The organism is Helicobacter pullorum NCTC 12824 (genome assembly GCF_017979475.1).
Taxonomy (GTDB): domain Bacteria; phylum Campylobacterota; class Campylobacteria; order Campylobacterales; family Helicobacteraceae; genus Helicobacter_D; species Helicobacter_D pullorum.
Genome location: NZ_JAERIT010000013.1, coordinates 1 through 16,488, shown reverse-complemented (window position 1 = coordinate 16,488; position 16,488 = coordinate 1). Strand labels below are relative to the sequence as shown.

Genomic DNA, 16,488 nt, shown 5'->3' with positions numbered 1-16,488 from the left:
TATGCTTTTACGCGTTCCAGCCACTAGTGCTAATTTAGGACCGGGTTTTGATAGTTTAGGGCTTGCTTTGGAACTTTATAATTATTTTAGTTTAAAGCCCTCAAAATTTACTTCCATTCAAATCCATGGAGAAGGGGCGAAGAATCCAAAATTACGCATTGATAATGTTTTTGTGCGAATCTTTAATGAACAACTCAAAAAACTCATTGGCAAAACCCTTCCATTTAAATTTACTTTTGAAAATTCCATACCTATTTCAAGGGGCTTAGGCAGTAGCTCTGCTGTGATTATTGGTGCAATTAGTGCCGCATTTAAAGTCGCACAAATCCCAATAGATAAGCAAAAAATCATCAATATCGCTTTGCATTATGAATCCCACCCTGATAATATTACTCCAGCTTGTATGGGCGGTTTTAATGCTTGTATGCTCTCACGCAATCAAGTCCGCTTCTTAAAAAAAACTTTGCCCGATTCTATCCAAGCTGTGATTGTTATCCCCAATCAATCTATTTCCACTCATCTATCAAGAAAAACTTTGCCACAAAAATACTCCCAAAAGGACGCTATTTTCAACCTTTCTCACTCTACACTTTTGGCAAGTGCGTTTTTTGAAGAAAAATGGGATTTGCTAAGGGAGGCAAGTATGGATAAATTTCATCAATTTTTTAGAATGAGGCAAATCCCTATTTTATTTGAAGTGCAAAAAACCGCTTTAAACAATGGTGCTTTAATGAGCACTTTATCTGGCAGTGGTTCTACCTTTTTTAACCTCTGTTACAAAGAAGATAGTGCTAATTTATGTGAGGTTTTGACCAATAAGTTTCCAAAATTAAAAGTTCTTACATTGAAATTTGATAATTTTGGTATGGTTTTTGATGATGAATTTAAGCTCTAGTTTGCTATAATCGAGAATTTTATGTCAAGTCCAATTAGAATGTGCATTGTTTGTAGAGAAAGATTTGCTAAAGAGCAATTAACACGCTTACAATATAAAGATTTAGCAATTCACTTATTTAGGGGGGAAGGCAGAAGTTTTTATGTGTGTAAAGCCTGTCAAAATACACCCAACTTTATCAATGCCGTGACTAGAATACATAAGATTGATAAAAAACATAAAGAAATTTTAAAAGAATCATTAAAGGAGATTTTTACATAATGGATAAAATCCGTATCAGTCAAATTGCAAAAGAAATCGGGAAAACTAGCAAAGAGATTCTTCAAAAGGCACAAGAATTAGGGTTTGAAGTAAAAACCGCTTCAAGTGCTGTAACAACAGAACAGGCAGAAGAATTATACAATTATGTTTTATCAGGCAAAAGTGTTGAGATAAAAACTTCCAAAGAAGAAACCAAAAAAAGCACCAAAACAGAAAAAACCACAAAAACAAAGAAAGAAGAATCCAAACTCAAAAAAACAAAAGAAGATGAGATTGACAAAAAAACTCGCACAAAAACTTCCACAAAAGATTCCAAAAAAGAATCTCCAAAAATCGCAATCACAGAAGTTTTACAAGAAGAAAATCCACAAGAATCCCCAAAAACACAACAAGAATCTCCAAAGCAAGACTTACCCATTACCCCTCAAGAAAATTCCACTATCAAACGCACGGGATTACGAATTGTTAAAAAACGAGACTTAAAAACCGAAGAAATCCCACAAACACCAATAGAAGAAAAAAAGGAACCTTCAAAAACACTACAAGATTTGTTAGGCAATTTTGACAATGATAGCTTTGCAAAAAAAGACAAAAAAAAGAAAAAAGAAAAATCCAATCTACAACACACCAAAAAGCCCAACCAACAAAAAATAGATTTATTAGACAATAGGGAGTTTCAAAGCTCTGATGATGAAGAGGAAGAAGGCATTATTTTATTTGATTTAAGCGTGCAAGATGAAGTCAATCTTGATGAAGAAGAAAATGAAAAAAGAGCTACCACAGAAAGAATCAAAATCCAGCGTCACAATCCTTTTATGGAGCAAGGTAGCACAAGGCGTTCTAGCCGCAAAAAAGCCCCAAAACCTCAAAAAACTCAAGAAACTATCCAAGGAATTGTAAATATTCCAGAAGAAATTAGAGCCTATGAATTTGCAGAAAAAATAGGGCGTTCCACAGGAGATGTTATCAAAGTCCTTTTCTCACTTGGAATGATGGTAACTAAAAACGACTTTTTAGAAAAAGACGCCATTGAAATCCTAGCAGAAGAATTTGGCATACAAATCGAAATTACAAATAATGCCGATGAGCTAGACTATACACAACTCCACGAATCTAATGAAAATGAAAAAGACTTGGTAGAACGCGCACCCGTTGTTACGATTATGGGGCATGTTGATCATGGAAAAACTTCTTTGTTAGATTACATTAGAAATACCAAAATCGCTTCAGCTGAAGCAGGAGGAATCACTCAACACATTGGAGCTTACACGATTACCAAAAATGGCAAACAAATCACCTTTATTGATACTCCCGGACATGAGGCTTTTAGTGAAATGCGTGCAAGAGGAGCTTCAGTAACAGATATTGCAATTATCGTTATTGCCGCAGATGATGGCATCAAACCTCAAACAATCGAAGCATTAAATCACGCAAAAGCCGCAAATGCACCGATTATTATTGCAGTCAATAAAATTGACAAACCCGAAGCAAACACCGACAAAGTCAAAGCAGAAGCGGCAGAGCTTGGATTTACTCCACTTGAATGGGGAGGCGAATATGAATTTGTGCATATCTCTGCAAAAACAGGAGAAGGGATTGATGATTTATTAGAAACCATTTTACTTCAAGCAGAAATCCTAGAATTAAAAGCCAACCCAAATAAACCCGCGCGTGCTGTTGTAATTGAAAGTAGCTTAGAAAAAGGAAAAGGACCTGTTGCAACATTAATCGTCCAAAATGGAACATTAAAAGTTGGGGATAGCATTATTGCAGATACTGCTTATGGGCGTGTAAGAGCGATTAGCGATGATTTAGGCAAAAATATTACTACCATTACACCTTCTGGAGTGGGCGTTATCACCGGATTAAATGAAGTCCCACCTGCTGGTTCTATCCTTTTGGCTGTAGAAAATGACAACATTGCCCGAGATTACGCACAAAAACGCGCAGCCCACCTACGACAAAAAGAGCTTTCACACTCTACAAAAGTTTCTTTTGATGAGCTTAGCTCTATGGTAGCACAAGGGCAGCTTAAAAATCTCCCTGTTATTATCAAAACCGATACTCAAGGAAGTTTAGAAGCTATCCGCGGTAGTTTAGAAAAACTTCAAAACGATGAAGTAAAAGTCAATATTATCCACAAAGGCGTAGGAGGTATCACAGAAAGCGATATTACTCTTGCAGCAGCAAGCACAAATTGTGTAATTTTGGGCTTTAATGTCCGCCCAACAGGAAGTGTCAAAAATAAAGCAAAAGAACTAGGGATTGAAATCAAAACTTACTCTATTATTTATGCTCTAATTGATGATATTAAAGCCTTGCTTGGCGGATTACTCTCCCCTGTATTTGAAGAAGAAAATACCGGACAAGCAGAAGTAAGAGAAACATTTAATATCGCAAAAGTAGGGACTATCGCGGGTTGTTTTGTAACTGATGGAGTGATTCAAAGAGGCATCAAAGTCCGCTTAATTAGAAATGGGGTTGTAATCCATACAGGAAACATTGCTTCGCTTAAAAGATTCAAAGATGATGCAAGAGAAGTGCAAAAAGGCTTTGAATGCGGAATTATGCTAGAAAATTATAATGATATTCAAGTGGGTGATGTTTTTGAAACTTACAAAGAAGTTGCCAAACAAAGGACATTCTAGGAAATGAAAAATATCAAGCTAGAGCGGACTCAATCGCTTCTAAAAGAGCTTATCCCAACAGCATTAGCCAATCTTAATGATACTAGGCTCAATGCCTTAAATGTAATTGAAGTAAAATGTTCAAGAGGTAAATATTCTGCACAAGTTTTTTTAGATTCTGCTTCTTTGGATAAGCAAGAGCAAAAAGAAATCCTAAATCAACTCAAAAAAGCAAAAAATCTCATCAAAGAATACTGCTTAGAAGAAACCGGCTGGTTTAGATGTCCTGATTTTCAATTCTTTTTTGATGAATCGCTTGAAATAGAAAACAAACTAGACAAAATCTTCCGCACTATTGAGCAAGAAAAACAAAAAAGGAATATCGATGCTAATTAGCCAAGAATTACAAGCAAAAATCCAAAAACTTGTAGAGAGTTTTGGTTGCAAAATCTATGATATTACAACCCTCAAAGAAAATGAAAACCAAATCCTTAGAATCTCTATTACCAAAAAACCTTCTGTTAGCCTTGATGATTGCCAAGAAGTTAGTCTTGCACTCTCTCCGCTTTTGGATGTTGAGATTCCAAATTTCGAAAAATATTACCTAGAAGTGAGTTCTCCGGGGATTGAACGCCCCTTAAAAACCAAAGAACATTTTGAAGATGCAATAGGTGAATTAGTAAAAATAAAAACCACCTCCAAACAAGATTTCAAGGGCAAACTCATAGCCATAGACGATGAATCTCTAAAGCTAGAAAGTGGCGAAATAATTCCAATTTCTGAAATCAAAAAAGCACAAACTTATTTTGAATGGTAGAATCTCTTTATTTAGAATTAGCAATCAAAGAGGCATGGAAAACCCAATGCCAAACCCTACCAAACCCTGCAGTTGGTGCAGCTATTTTGGACAAAAATGGCAAACTCCTCTCTATTGATGCACACCAAGAAGCAGGCAAACCCCATGCGGAAGTTTTAGCCCTCAAAAATGCCTATTTCCACCTCACCCAAGATTCTGCTATCCTTTCACTCCAAGAATCCCACCAAATCCACCAATATCTCAAACAAAATGCCAAAGATATTTTTCACAACTCCACTCTCTACACCACGCTAGAACCTTGTATGCACGAAGGCAAAACCCCTTCTTGTGCATCTCTTATCAAATCTTTAGGAATCAAAAATCTCATTGTTGCAGCAAAAGACCCCAATCCCAAAGCACAAGGCGGTGCAGAATATCTCGCAAATTCCAATATAAAAGTTACTAAAATATGGGAGGATTCACAATTTAACACGCTTGCTATCAAAGCTCAAGAATTACTATTGCCCTTCAACCTTTTGCAAAAAAAAGGAAGTTTTGTGCTGTTTAAATATGCTTGCAGACTTGATGGTAGTATTGATGGGGGGCAAATTAGCTCCAAAGAAACACAAATTTTTATGCACAATCTACGCTCCAAACTTAATAATCTCATCATTTCAGGAAAAACAATTTTGCTTGATAATCCCACACTAGATTCAAGGTTTTGTTCTTTGGCAAACAAAAACCCTCCTAATATCACAATTTTGACCAAAAATTCCAATTTCCCTCAAACCGCTCCCCTCTTTGCTATTCCTAATCGCAAAGTTGAAATTTGCCACTCTATTCCAAACTTTAGCGGTTTTGTAATGTGTGAAGGCGGAAGCAATCTTTTAGAATCTCTCCTGCCCCATATTGATATGCTGCTTGTCTTTGTAAGCCCAACCCTTTCGACTTATCACCTAACGCACCATTTTCAAGCCCATTTTAAACTTCTACACTGCCAAATGATAGGCAATGATATAGCCCTTTGGCTTTTACCCCAAAAATAACGCCAACTCATCGCCCAAAAAATAATCCAACGCATAGATTTTATTCTCTTTTTTTTCTACTTTTTTCTCATTGAGCAAAATTTCTAAGGCTTTCTTTTTGGTTATTTTAGATTCTAGCACACCCACACAAGAGCGAAGCCCCAAAAATAAATGTTCTAATTCTATATCCTTTGATTTTAGAATCTCTCTATCTCCACTTTTTCCCTTCAAATAATCCTCAATTTCACACACCCCATAAGTCCTAATACCATTGATACACCCTACTGCACCCGCTCCAATACCTAAATATTCTTTTTGTTCCCAATACCCTAGATTATGCTTAGAATAATAACCCCTTGCATAATTGCTCACTTCATATTGCACAAACCCTTGTTGCCCCAAACACTCTTTCATAAAATGCCCCATACTCGGATACCCCTCAAACTCTCCACTAAATTCCCTTTTTTGTTGCACAAAAAATCTACTCCCCTCATCAATGCTTAATTGATAAGCAGAAATATGATTAATAGGCAACTTAGATGCCATTTGCACTTCTTGCTCCAAAATCTCTTTGGCACAAAATGGAGTGCCATAAATCAAATCTATACTAATATTTTCTAACCCAACTTTGAGTGCATTTTCCATTGCCTCATAAATAGAATCTTCTCTATGAATACGCTCCAAAAATCGCAATTTTTCAGCAAAAAAACTCTGCACCCCAAGACTTAAGCGATTGACACCAAAACTTTTTAGATTCTTCATCCATTCTAAAGTTAGTGAATTTGGATTTGCTTCAATATTGACTTCTGCATTCCCTTCCAAAAAAGGATAAAGAATCTCAAAAATTCTTTGGTATTTTGATGATTCCACCACACTTGGAGTACCACCCCCTATATAAACTGAAGTGATTTTAGAAACTCCATAAAACGCCAATTGCTCCGCCAAATCATCATACAATCTTTGCATATATTGATGCTTAAGATGATTTTTATTAGTTTTTGAATTAAATGCACAATAACCACATTTGCTATCACAAAAGGGAATGTGCAAATACACTGCCACTTCCAAGATAAATCCTAAAAAAATGCAAAATTATAGCAACAAAGCAATTTTTACAAGATTAAACCTATCTATCAAATACTCAAATACACCGCCAAAGTCGTTACCAATATTCCAAGAATAATTGCAATGATAGATCCTTTCCTATCGCGTTTGCAAAATGCCGTTAAAAACAATCCAGAAAGATACAAAAGCACTAAAGCAATCGAAAATCCAACCGCTAAAATATCAAAATAATACTTCCCAGCCGCCTTATGCAAAAGCAGCAAAACTCCATACCAATTTCTATCAATTGCCCTTAGTGTATAATTTGGGCTATTTTTATCTTGTGTGAGCAAAACTTGATATTTCAAAGTCCCCATAGAATGAGAACCTTTGAAAAATCTAACTTCTGTATTGCTTGGTATTTCTAGCTTATTTTCTTTTAGGATTCTTAGCATTGTCTCCCTCTCACTTCCCTTTTGGATAGGGGCTTGAATCCTAACTTCATGAATCTCTGCCCCCGCATTTTGCCGAATATCAAAAATATATAAAGAACCTGTAATAGCATAAATCAAAGCCATAGGTATAAAAAATAAACTAACATACAAATGCACTTGCATCCAAGTTTTATTACTGATAATTTTTTTTGCCATTATTTACTTTCCTTAAAAATCTAATTTATAACTAATCCAAAAATTCCTACCATCGATATAATCTTGATAACTATTTGCATAAGAAATAGCACCACCCCTACCAACACTTTCATAAGGCTTATAAAAATCTTTATCAAGTAAATTATTAATTGCTAATGCTATACTTGAATTTTTTGTCATCTTATAGCTAACACCCAAATCTACAACATAATAATCTTCATATTTTCTTGTTTCATCAATCAACGAATCATATCTGCCACTCCCCCTAAGGTATGAGCTAAATTTACCATTGGTATAATTAAGCTTTAGTGTTGCAATATGCCTAGGTGTATCGGCAAATCTTTGCCCATTATTCACACCACTTTTGTATTTCTTATCCATAAAGGTATAACTCAAATCTGCACTCAAACCATACCATTTTGCAGTCTGCACACTCACTTCAATCCCTTTAACTTGTGTTTTAGCTACATTAGAGAAAAATCTACAAGCATTTTCCCCATTTGTCCCTTCTGGTCCTTGGCAAATGCTTCCATTAGGCAACATATCCCCTTGATTAAAATCCTCTGATTCAATTGCATCTCTAAAATCTGTCTGAAAACCTGTAACACTTAAATTTGCATAGCTTGGGAATTCAAAAATTACTCCAATTTCATAGTTTGTGCTTGTCTCTGGCTTTAAATCTGAATTTCCATAAACACCTTGATTATTGCGATTATTAAGACGATAGATTCCATCAAAAAGCTGTCTCACCTCTGGCGTCCTATATCCCTTTGCCACACCGCCTTTAAGTGTAATAGTTTCTGTGAGATGATACACTAGATAACCTCTAGGGGTTACTTCACCATCAAATAAATCACTATGCGCGTAGCGAATCCCTCCTGTTAAGATTAAATCATCGGTAATATAATATTCTGCTTCCGCATAAGGTGCTATTGTATTTTGCTCAAATAAATGCCCCTTAATCTCTGCATATTTAGCATCGCTATTATTGTTTAAGTAGCTTTCATAGAGATATTGCACCCCTGCACTTAAAGTCATAGAACCCATTGCATTAAAATCAAAAGGCAAAACCCCTTTACTCTCTACAATATAACTTGTCCCTTGTGCATCAATAGTTTTATCATCTGTGAAATTTGCTTGTGCATAAGTATTAATAGAACCAAAATGATAATACCCATCATGGTTTAAAAGCACCCTGTCTTTATAAACATTCCTTGGCGAATAAGTCCCAGCAGAGCTACTAGCCAAAGAAGCGGTATAGGCTACTGAATGTTCTGCATCTAAATAAACATTGTTTTGTTCATTGATTGTCCAATTAAGCTTACCACCGATATTTCCAAGCCTCATTTCCCCTGCACTATGGCTTGCATAATCCCCTGTTGGCGTGGTAATTGCTGTATCACCCTTGGTATAATATTTTCCCCTTAATGCCAAAGAAAGCTTATCTTTTACCAAAGGAATTGCCATATATCCATTAATCCCCCTTGAATTTCCATTAATTTTAGGGTGTTGCTGAAAAGTAGAATCAAAGCCAATAGAAGCACTAAATTGGCTTGGATTTTTCTTTGTAATGATATTGACAACCCCACCAACTGCATCTCCACCATAAAGAGTAGAAGCAGGACCCCTAATAACCTCAATCCTCTCAATCATTGACAATGGTGGCAAAAATGTGCTTTCAACGCCACCAAATCCATCATCATAAAGCCCTTGGATACTATTTTGCCTTTTCCCATCAACAAGCACCAAAACATATCCACTACTAGAGCTAAATCCACGGATAGAAAAATCATAACTTCCCAATTTATTTAATGAAACATCTACCCCCGGCACCCCCATTAAAGCCTCACCCAAATCTTTAAATGGACGCCCCTCTAAATCTTCCTTAGTAATTACTGAAATACTTGCTGGTGCATCTTTCACATCTTGAGAAAAACCACTTGCACTAACTACTGAAGTATCCAATCGATATTGTTCCGCTGCATTTACCCCTACCCCGCAAAAAATCAAAGCTAAAGAAATATAAGATACATACCTACTTTTGGATATTTTTAACATTAATAACACTCCTAAAATAATAATAAGAATGGATTTTATTTATTATTGACTTAAAAAATAATAAAAATGATAATGAAAGCCATTTAATATTATTATATGGAGTAATTTAATTATTATTTAATATTATTTTATTTTTCAATACCAAGAGAATAGAAGTTTAGGATTCTAGTCTAGAATCTCCAAGATTCTAGCTAAAAATCACATTAGGCATAATAGTAGGATAACGCTTGGTTTTTTTAAACATCAGCTTTCTTAAAGCATTGCGAATCTCGTTTTCCATAGCTTTTTGACTGCTATAAAGTTCTTTTTTGCAATTTTTAACAAAAAGTGAGAAAAACTCCTCAATTTCTTTATTAAAGCTCAAAATATCTTTATTTGCAATAATTCCCATTGTTTGTATTCTTGGCTTACCGATGACTGCATTCTTTGCCTTATCTATTTGGACGACTACAATCACTATACCATTTTCAGCAAGATTCTGCCTATCTAGCACCACATCATTTGCAACAAATGCATTGATTTGATTATCAATATAGATTTTACCAGTTTTCACACTTCTTACTTTGCGTAAATAATTGTGTGCGATTTCTATTTGATCACCATCTTCCATAAGATAAATATTTTTTTCATCAACCCCACAAGAAATGGCTGTTTCTTTGTGTTTTAAAATATGATTATACTCTCCATGCACAGGCAAGAAGAATTTTGGCTTCACAAGTCTTAACATCAACTTTTGCTCTTCTTGTGCAGCATGCCCACTTGTATGAATCTCACTAAAATCTTGATAATACACTTTTGCACCAGCTTTATTAATAAAATTCAAAATATTTGAAACAGAACCTTCATTACCCGGAATCGCTTTTGCTGAAAGTATCACAATATCGCTTGGCTTGATTTTAATATGTCTATGTTCATCAGTTGCCATACGATAAAGGGCGCTCATTGTCTCCCCTTGGCTACCTGTTGTGACAATCAAAACTTCTTCATCGGCATATTTTGCCACTTCGTGTGCTTCAATAAAAATATTTTGTGGCAAATCTATATAACCCAAAGTCCTTGCAATTTCCAAATTTTTCTCCATAGAGCGTCCAATTACAGAGATTTTTCTACCATATTTCAATCCATACTGGATTGCTTGATAAACACGATGGATATTAGAGCTAAAAGTACTCATAATCACACGCCCCTTAGCCCTCGAAAACAACATATCAAATGCGGGTCCAACGCTTGCCTCACTAGGAGTATATCCTGCTTTATGGGAGTTTGTAGAATCGCTAAGCAGCAATAAAACGCCTTGTTCTCCATAATATGCGATTCGATTCAAATCTGTTGGATAACCATCAATGGGTGTATGATCGATTTTAAAATCACCTGTGTGGAATATCACTCCAGCCTCTGTTTTGATAGCCAATGCACTAGAATCTACGATTGAATGAGTAATGTGTATCCATTCAATCTCAAATTCACCAATTCTAATGGGCTTTCTTTTTTCTACTGCGCGAAAAAGCGAGCGATATTTTTTCAAACCATGCTCATCAAATTTAGAACCAATCAATCCCAAAGGAAGCGGAGTCCCATAAATAGGAAATTGATATTTTTTAAACAAATAAGGCATCGCACCAATATGATCCTCATGTGCATGGGTAATCACAATCCCTGCAATTTTGTCTTTTATCACTTCAAGATAGCTAAAATCTGGCACCAAAATATCTATCCCGTGCATATCGCCATCAGGGAAACTCATTCCTGCATCAATAATAATTGCAGAATTTTGAGTTTCAATCACCGTCATATTTCCGCCAATTTCACCAAGCCCGCCAATAGGAGTGATTCTTACCTTTCCATTTGGATTAAATTGCACTTGAGAGTGTGTAGTCAAAGAATTTTGATGGACTTTTGCATTCACTTCAACAGCTTTTCTTAATTCCAAATTAGATTGATTGACCTCTCTATTTCCGCCATTTCTATTGTGGAATTTTTCTCCATTTTGTCCAGAATTATTTTGAGATTTTTTGTGCCTATAGTGATTGCGACTTTGTCCCTCTTGCCCTTGTTTTTCTTCTCTTGTTCTATCTTGTTGGTTTCGTGGTTTAAAACGCCTTTTATTTGGCTCTTTTTGTGAATTTGTATTTTGTGTATTATTTTGCGTTTCTTTTTCTTCCATGACAATCCGCCTTTTATAAAATTTTCAAAAGTCGGTGATAAGTGGCAGTATCAATCTCATGAGGTCTTTTATTGGGCGTTATTTGCAAATCTTCTAAAACTTCCAAAACTTTTTGTTTGGAATAGTTTTTAGAAAGATTATTAAAAATCGTTTTTCTTGGGGCGTTAAAAGAAATCTTTAGCAATCCCTCTAATGCCTCCAAAAAATCGCTTGGCAATATTTGATTCTTTTGTATCAAAAATACCGCAGAAGTTACTTTTGGCTGTGGCACAAAGGCAACTGGTGGGACTTCAAAAAGCAATTTTGCCTCCCCAACACTCTGTGTTAAAACACTCAAAGCACTAAAATCACTTTGATTCTCACTAGCACAAAATTTTAAAGCAACTTCTTTTTGTGTCATCACGACACAGCCCTTACACAAAGGATCTTTAATGGCTTTTATTACCAACAATGTTGCAATATAATAAGGCAAATTTGAAATAAGAAAATAAGGCTTATCCCGCAAACTATTTCCCTTCCAAATTTCCATTACATCGCCAATTTTAAGTTCCAATTGCTTACTCTCAAGGGCTTTTTTAAAACGCTCTTTCAAATAAGGTAGCAATTCCTCATCGACCTCATAAGCAGTGATATTCCCTAAGCCTAAAAGCTTATTTGTTAGATCACCTAAGCCAGCCCCAATCTCAATAAGCTCCAAATCAAGAGCCTCTTTGGGAATGGATTGGACAATCTGCAATAACACATTCTCATCTTGTAAAAAATTCTGTCCAAAATGCTTTTTTGCAAGTCTATTTTTATCAATTGTTTTGATATTTCAAACCTTAAAAAATATTTTTTTATTGTAACATAATTTTATTTAATTTAACGCTTTTCAACCAAACCATTTTCAGAAATACAAATTCTCACCGATGCACCAAAATTATCCATTAATTCCAAAATTACCTCGCTATCTGGATAACTTACCTTTTCTCCCGATTTTTTACATCTTACAAACCCCAAATCATCAAAAAGTATTCTTCCTCCATTTTGCTTTCCGCATCCTCCATACATTTGCACCTTACTCACTCCATACCGCTTAGATATAGATAAATCACCCTCCCTTAAACCATTTGCAAATTTGGTATTATTATAAGTATAAACACTCAAATATTTTCCACTCATAGAATCCCTAGCAACTTCAAAAGAATCCATAGGTCTATCATCAAAATTTTTTGTCTTAGAGCTCCTTGCACTATCGCTAAAAACAGAATAAGCCCAACCAATATTTTTCAAATCAGCAAACTGCAATCTCCAAAAACTCTCTTGGTATCTTTCTCTCTCTTCTTGACAAAAATCACTTTGACAAAAAGCATTTTGCGTAATTTGCTTAGAAGAATTGAGTGCCAAAAAACGCGTGTAATTTAGATGATTCACAATCTGCTCTTGTGCAAGATTTAATAAAGATTGTGGATAAATCACATAGCCAACTGCACCCAAAATCCCAATAATTGCCAAAACAAGTAAAATTTCAAATAAGCTAAAGGCTTTTTTGGACATAAAACACTGCAACCTTTTTGCCATAATAAAAAATAGGAATCTCTTTTGCATTTTTTACAAAATGAGTAGTAATCTTGACATTTCCACCTTGATTGATTCCATAAAACCTTAAACGCTTTTGCATTCTTTCATTTGTATTGACTTGAAAAATATTCTGCTCTTTTAGATTTTGAGCCAATTCTTTTGCCAAATAATGGCGGTATGCAAAATATTCTTCTTGATTGCTGCTAAATAATGCAAATAAGGGCTTAGAAAATAGCAAAACCAAAACCATTGCCAATAAAACCAACAAAGTTATCCCAAAAGGTATTTTATAACGCGATTTAAACTCAGGTAATCTCACTCTAAGCCCCGAAAAATACAAACTCACCATCAAAGGAATCCCCACTATCAATAATGGTGCAAAAGTTTCAGTTTCCACCTTTTGACGCAAAGACAAAAAAAGAATAAAACCTAATGCAACAATAGAAATATACCAAATCAATGGCTTTGTTTTAGAGTTATAAAAACGATAAAGTGCGTATAAAAAATACAAAAAAACCAAGGGTGAAAAAATCAAAAGCAAATGCCCACTAGTATCAATGAAATATCCTGCTGGGTGTCCTCCAATTTCTAAATCAAATAAATACATATTAAGCGCAAAAAATATCAACGAAAGAAAAACTAAAAATGTATTTTTTTGTGCAATCCCATAAAAAATTAATGCCAAAAAAACCAAAGCAAAACTTTTATCCACAAAAGCCATAATCAACAAAAGCCAATAAGGAATTTTATGCGTTTGTTGATACAAAATACACAACAACAAAGTAAGAAAAATAATAATTCCGCTATTAGAAATAAGGATTGCAGCTGCATTCACTCCGGGTAGCAACAAAAACAACAAAACACAAAAAAGTGCATCACTTGGACGCTTCAAGAATCCTTTGGCAAAAATAAACATTAAAACTGCATTGCACAAATGCAAAAGCAAAAAAAGCATTCTTAGTCCAATATCATTTTGCCCAAACAAAAAAACACTCAAATTGCTTAGAAAGCCACCAAAATCCAAAGGTTCAAAAAAATGACTTGCTTCATCATAGCTAATGCTTAGATTCTTGCCAACCCACAAAAGTATCAAAAAATCTACAATCAATAAAACACATAGATAAAAATAAATTTTTCTACTTTCTACTAGCATTAACTACATTTCAACAAATTTATAGCCATCTTTATGCAATTCTCTTCGAATTTCATCTTGATGCTCTTTGCCTTTTGTTTCAATCACCACAACCACATTTGCATCGCCATACCCCAAAGAAGTGGAAGTCCTATCAAAATCGATTTTTACAATATTTGCCCCCAATCTTGAAAGCAAATCACTAAGAGACTGCAAACTTCCGGGCTTATCAATCAAAACAACACTAAAACGCATTTTGCGATGAGAGCGAACCAAGCCTTTTTCAATAATCACTCCAAGCATTGTAACATCAATATTTCCACCGCTCAAAACCAACCCCACAGATTCATTTTGAGCAATTTTGAACTTATGGTGCAAAAGAGCCGCCACAGCAGCTGCCCCAGCACCCTCTACTACTAATTTTTGTTTTTCTAACAAATACAAAATTGCATTAGCGATTTCCTCATCATCCACCATTACAATCTCATCTACACTCTCTAAAATATAATCAAAATTTCTCTCATTCACATCACGCACAGCAATACCATCGGCAATTGTCCGCACAGATTTTGTGGTTTGGATTGCCTTTTTATAAAAAGAATGATACATTCCCGGCGCACCTTGTGCGACAACCCCTACTATCCTCACACTTGGTAACATTTGCTTATAAGCTGCAGCAATTCCAGAAATCAATCCTCCTCCACCTATAGGAACAACAATAGTTGTTAGATTATTTTGATCTTCTATCATTTCTAATGCGATTGTCCCCTGCCCTGCAATCACCTCATCATCGGCAAAAGGGTGAATAAAATGCAAATTATTCTTTTGTGCATACTCCAAAGCATAAGCGTAAGCTTCATCATAATTGTTTCCATGCAAAATTGCTTCTGCTCCAAGCTCCTTAACCCCCATAACCTTAAGCAATGGAGTGGATTCTGGCATTACAATAACCGCTCTAATGCCATAATGCTTTGCACTATATGCCACACCTTGTGCATGATTCCCAGCACTTGAAGCAATCACCCCATTTTTCCGCTCTTCTTGAGTGAGAGTGGCGATTTTATTAAAGGCTCCTCTTAGCTTGAAAGAACCGGTATTTTGGAGATTCTCTTGTTTGACATAGACTTTTGCTTGACTTAATTCACTAAGTTTTGGTGCAAAAGCCAACTTTGTATGTTCTACCACGCCTTTTAATCTGCGACTTGCGTCCATTATTTTTGCTAAAGCAATCATTTACACAACCTTTGATGTTCTAATTTGATACATAAATTTTCAAAATACATTATCCCTTTTGCTTCCAATTCCTCTTTTGCCCCTTGCCTTTGAATCCCAAGCTGTGCCCAAACGCATTTTGGCTTGTTTTCTAACTCTGAAATCTCTTGAATTATCCCCAAAAGTGCCTCACTTTTGCGAAAAATATCCAAAATATCAACTCCTCTGTTTTGCCTGATAGATTCATCACAAAAAACTTCCTGCAAACTCCGATAAACCTTCATTCCAAGAATCTCTCCACCTTTTGGATAAATAGGGATTATTCTATAACCTTTTTCCAAAAGATATTTTGCCACTTTATGACTTGGCTTATCTTCACTGGGAGAAAGCCCCAAAATAGCAATGGTTTTAGATTGTTCTAAAATTTGTTTTATTTGTAAATCTTGATTAATCATTTTTGCAACTTTTTTAGAAGAATTTTAACGAAGTTTTTTAAAAGTTTTCTAAAACTTATCAATTACAAAATTTTAAGTTGAGGGAATATTCAATTATTTGTTTGTTCTCTCCCTAATTAGCCTCCTTTTAAAAGGATTTTATCCTTTTTGCTAAAAGGGGGCTTTTTTTGTTTATAGAGAATTTTGGTATAATAGTAAAAATTAGGAAAAATAGATAAAATAAAAGAAAAAATCAATCTTTTAAAGTTTTGGCTTGGCATATTTGTTGCAACTTTTTTAGCCATTATTGGCTGGGGAGTTACAAATTATGCAAAGACAGAAAGTTGGTTGTTAGCATTATCTATTCTTTTAATTATTCTTTTAAGTGTTTTGATACTTATTGTATCAAAACGCATTAATAAAAAAATTAATGATTTGGAGGATTTATAATGGGAACAATTACAGCCATATTTATGGCATTGGCTATTTTTCTTATACCTATTGTTGGATTAATATCTATTAGAGATATTGATAAAGACGAAGAGTAAAGAGTAGTCAAGAGAACCTTAACTGCATAACTTAGCCCAAGATTCTTTTTATGAAATCAAAAACACTAGGTTGAAGTATTAT

The 16,488-nt window shown here is 34.9% G+C and carries 15 protein-coding genes; 6 read left to right on the top strand and 9 right to left on the bottom strand.

What is annotated here, in order from left to right; translation table 11 throughout:
* Position 1: 1 nt before the first annotated feature.
* The 6 genes from thrB to ribD are packed head-to-tail and all read left to right on the top strand — an operon-like array spanning position 2 to position 5,625.
* Positions 2-895 (top strand): homoserine kinase, encoded by an 894-nt coding sequence (thrB, locus tag JJQ98_RS08095; RefSeq protein WP_065830553.1) that lies wholly within the window; start codon positions 2-4, stop codon positions 893-895.
* A 21-nt stretch (positions 896-916) separates the two neighbouring features.
* The gene (locus tag JJQ98_RS08090; RefSeq protein WP_005022696.1) at positions 917-1,156 is read left to right on the top strand and encodes a DUF448 domain-containing protein; all 240 of its coding nucleotides are present in this window, start codon (positions 917-919) and stop codon (positions 1,154-1,156) included.
* The gene (gene infB / locus JJQ98_RS08085) at positions 1,156-3,804 is read left to right on the top strand and encodes a translation initiation factor IF-2 (protein WP_151105164.1); all 2,649 of its coding nucleotides are present in this window, start codon (positions 1,156-1,158) and stop codon (positions 3,802-3,804) included. The genes JJQ98_RS08090 and infB overlap by 1 nt, the downstream gene beginning before the upstream one ends.
* Before the next feature lie 3 nt (positions 3,805-3,807).
* Positions 3,808-4,179 carry a 30S ribosome-binding factor RbfA gene (gene rbfA / locus JJQ98_RS08080; RefSeq protein WP_054197518.1) on the top strand — a complete coding sequence of 124 codons (372 nt, stop codon included), beginning with the start codon at positions 3,808-3,810 and terminating at the stop codon, positions 4,177-4,179.
* Complete coding sequence (gene rimP, locus JJQ98_RS08075; protein WP_060661702.1) at positions 4,169-4,600, top strand: ribosome maturation factor RimP; 432 nt, start codon at positions 4,169-4,171, stop codon at positions 4,598-4,600. The genes rbfA and rimP overlap by 11 nt, the downstream gene beginning before the upstream one ends.
* Positions 4,594-5,625 (top strand): bifunctional diaminohydroxyphosphoribosylaminopyrimidine deaminase/5-amino-6-(5-phosphoribosylamino)uracil reductase RibD, encoded by a 1,032-nt coding sequence (gene ribD / locus JJQ98_RS08070; protein WP_151105163.1) that lies wholly within the window; start codon positions 4,594-4,596, stop codon positions 5,623-5,625. Before rimP ends, ribD begins: the two co-directional genes overlap by 7 nt.
* On the opposite strand, the gene hemW is transcribed toward ribD, so the two are convergent.
* The 9 genes from hemW to JJQ98_RS08025 all read right to left on the bottom strand — a co-directional run bounded on the left by hemW (position 5,611) and on the right by JJQ98_RS08025 (position 15,879).
* Positions 5,611-6,666, bottom strand: coding sequence for a radical SAM family heme chaperone HemW (gene hemW, locus JJQ98_RS08065; RefSeq protein ID WP_345719239.1), 1,056 nt, complete (start codon positions 6,664-6,666; stop codon positions 5,611-5,613). The genes ribD and hemW overlap by 15 nt on opposite strands.
* Positions 6,667-6,737: 71 nt before the next feature.
* Positions 6,738-7,298 (bottom strand): PepSY domain-containing protein, encoded by a 561-nt coding sequence (locus JJQ98_RS08060; RefSeq protein ID WP_151105161.1) that lies wholly within the window; start codon positions 7,296-7,298, stop codon positions 6,738-6,740.
* 12 nt (positions 7,299-7,310) lie between these two features.
* A complete protein-coding gene (locus JJQ98_RS08055) occupies positions 7,311-9,356 on the bottom strand; it encodes a TonB-dependent receptor domain-containing protein (RefSeq protein ID WP_151105160.1) in 2,046 nt (681 codons plus the stop codon).
* 187 nt (positions 9,357-9,543) lie between these two features.
* Positions 9,544-11,520: a ribonuclease J gene (locus tag JJQ98_RS08050; RefSeq protein ID WP_054195598.1), complete on the bottom strand. Its 1,977-nt coding sequence runs from the start codon at positions 11,518-11,520 to the stop codon at positions 9,544-9,546.
* A gap of 13 nt (positions 11,521-11,533) precedes the next feature.
* The gene (gene rsmA, locus JJQ98_RS08045) at positions 11,534-12,322 is read right to left on the bottom strand and encodes a 16S rRNA (adenine(1518)-N(6)/adenine(1519)-N(6))-dimethyltransferase RsmA (protein WP_115056929.1); all 789 of its coding nucleotides are present in this window, start codon (positions 12,320-12,322) and stop codon (positions 11,534-11,536) included.
* Positions 12,323-12,381: 59 nt separating this feature from the next.
* Entirely contained in the window at positions 12,382-13,056 is a 675-nt protein-coding gene (locus tag JJQ98_RS08040; protein ID WP_247596726.1) for a pilus assembly FimT family protein, read from the bottom strand.
* The gene (locus JJQ98_RS08035) at positions 13,037-14,233 is read right to left on the bottom strand and encodes a hypothetical protein (RefSeq protein WP_060661697.1); all 1,197 of its coding nucleotides are present in this window, start codon (positions 14,231-14,233) and stop codon (positions 13,037-13,039) included. The genes JJQ98_RS08040 and JJQ98_RS08035 overlap by 20 nt, the downstream gene beginning before the upstream one ends.
* Before the next feature lie 3 nt (positions 14,234-14,236).
* Entirely contained in the window at positions 14,237-15,445 is a 1,209-nt protein-coding gene (ilvA, locus tag JJQ98_RS08030; protein ID WP_005022683.1) for a threonine ammonia-lyase, read from the bottom strand.
* On the bottom strand, positions 15,442-15,879 hold the full coding sequence (locus JJQ98_RS08025) for a CoA-binding protein (protein WP_151105158.1): 438 nt from the start codon (positions 15,877-15,879) through the stop codon (positions 15,442-15,444). The genes ilvA and JJQ98_RS08025 overlap by 4 nt, the downstream gene beginning before the upstream one ends.
* Positions 15,880-16,488 lie beyond the last annotated feature (609 nt).

Bases quoted from the DNA above. Each gene is read 5' to 3' on its own strand.
- thrB (WP_065830553.1), top strand. From the start codon at position 2: ATGCTTTTACGCGTTCCAGCCACTAGTGCTAATTTAGGACCGGGTTTT.
- JJQ98_RS08090 (WP_005022696.1), top strand. From the start codon at position 917: ATGTCAAGTCCAATTAGAATGTGCATTGTTTGTAGAGAAAGATTTGCT.
- infB (WP_151105164.1), top strand. From the start codon at position 1,156: ATGGATAAAATCCGTATCAGTCAAATTGCAAAAGAAATCGGGAAAACT.
- rbfA (WP_054197518.1), top strand. From the start codon at position 3,808: ATGAAAAATATCAAGCTAGAGCGGACTCAATCGCTTCTAAAAGAGCTT.
- rimP (WP_060661702.1), top strand. From the start codon at position 4,169: ATGCTAATTAGCCAAGAATTACAAGCAAAAATCCAAAAACTTGTAGAG.
- ribD (WP_151105163.1), top strand. From the start codon at position 4,594: ATGGTAGAATCTCTTTATTTAGAATTAGCAATCAAAGAGGCATGGAAA.
- JJQ98_RS08060 (WP_151105161.1), bottom strand. From the start codon at position 7,298: ATGGCAAAAAAAATTATCAGTAATAAAACTTGGATGCAAGTGCATTTG.
- JJQ98_RS08055 (WP_151105160.1), bottom strand. From the start codon at position 9,356: ATGTTAAAAATATCCAAAAGTAGGTATGTATCTTATATTTCTTTAGCT.
- JJQ98_RS08050 (WP_054195598.1), bottom strand. From the start codon at position 11,520: ATGGAAGAAAAAGAAACGCAAAATAATACACAAAATACAAATTCACAA.
- JJQ98_RS08040 (WP_247596726.1), bottom strand. From the start codon at position 13,056: ATGTCCAAAAAAGCCTTTAGCTTATTTGAAATTTTACTTGTTTTGGCA.
- JJQ98_RS08035 (WP_060661697.1), bottom strand. From the start codon at position 14,233: ATGCTAGTAGAAAGTAGAAAAATTTATTTTTATCTATGTGTTTTATTG.
- ilvA (WP_005022683.1), bottom strand. From the start codon at position 15,445: ATGATTGCTTTAGCAAAAATAATGGACGCAAGTCGCAGATTAAAAGGC.
- JJQ98_RS08025 (WP_151105158.1), bottom strand. From the start codon at position 15,879: ATGATTAATCAAGATTTACAAATAAAACAAATTTTAGAACAATCTAAA.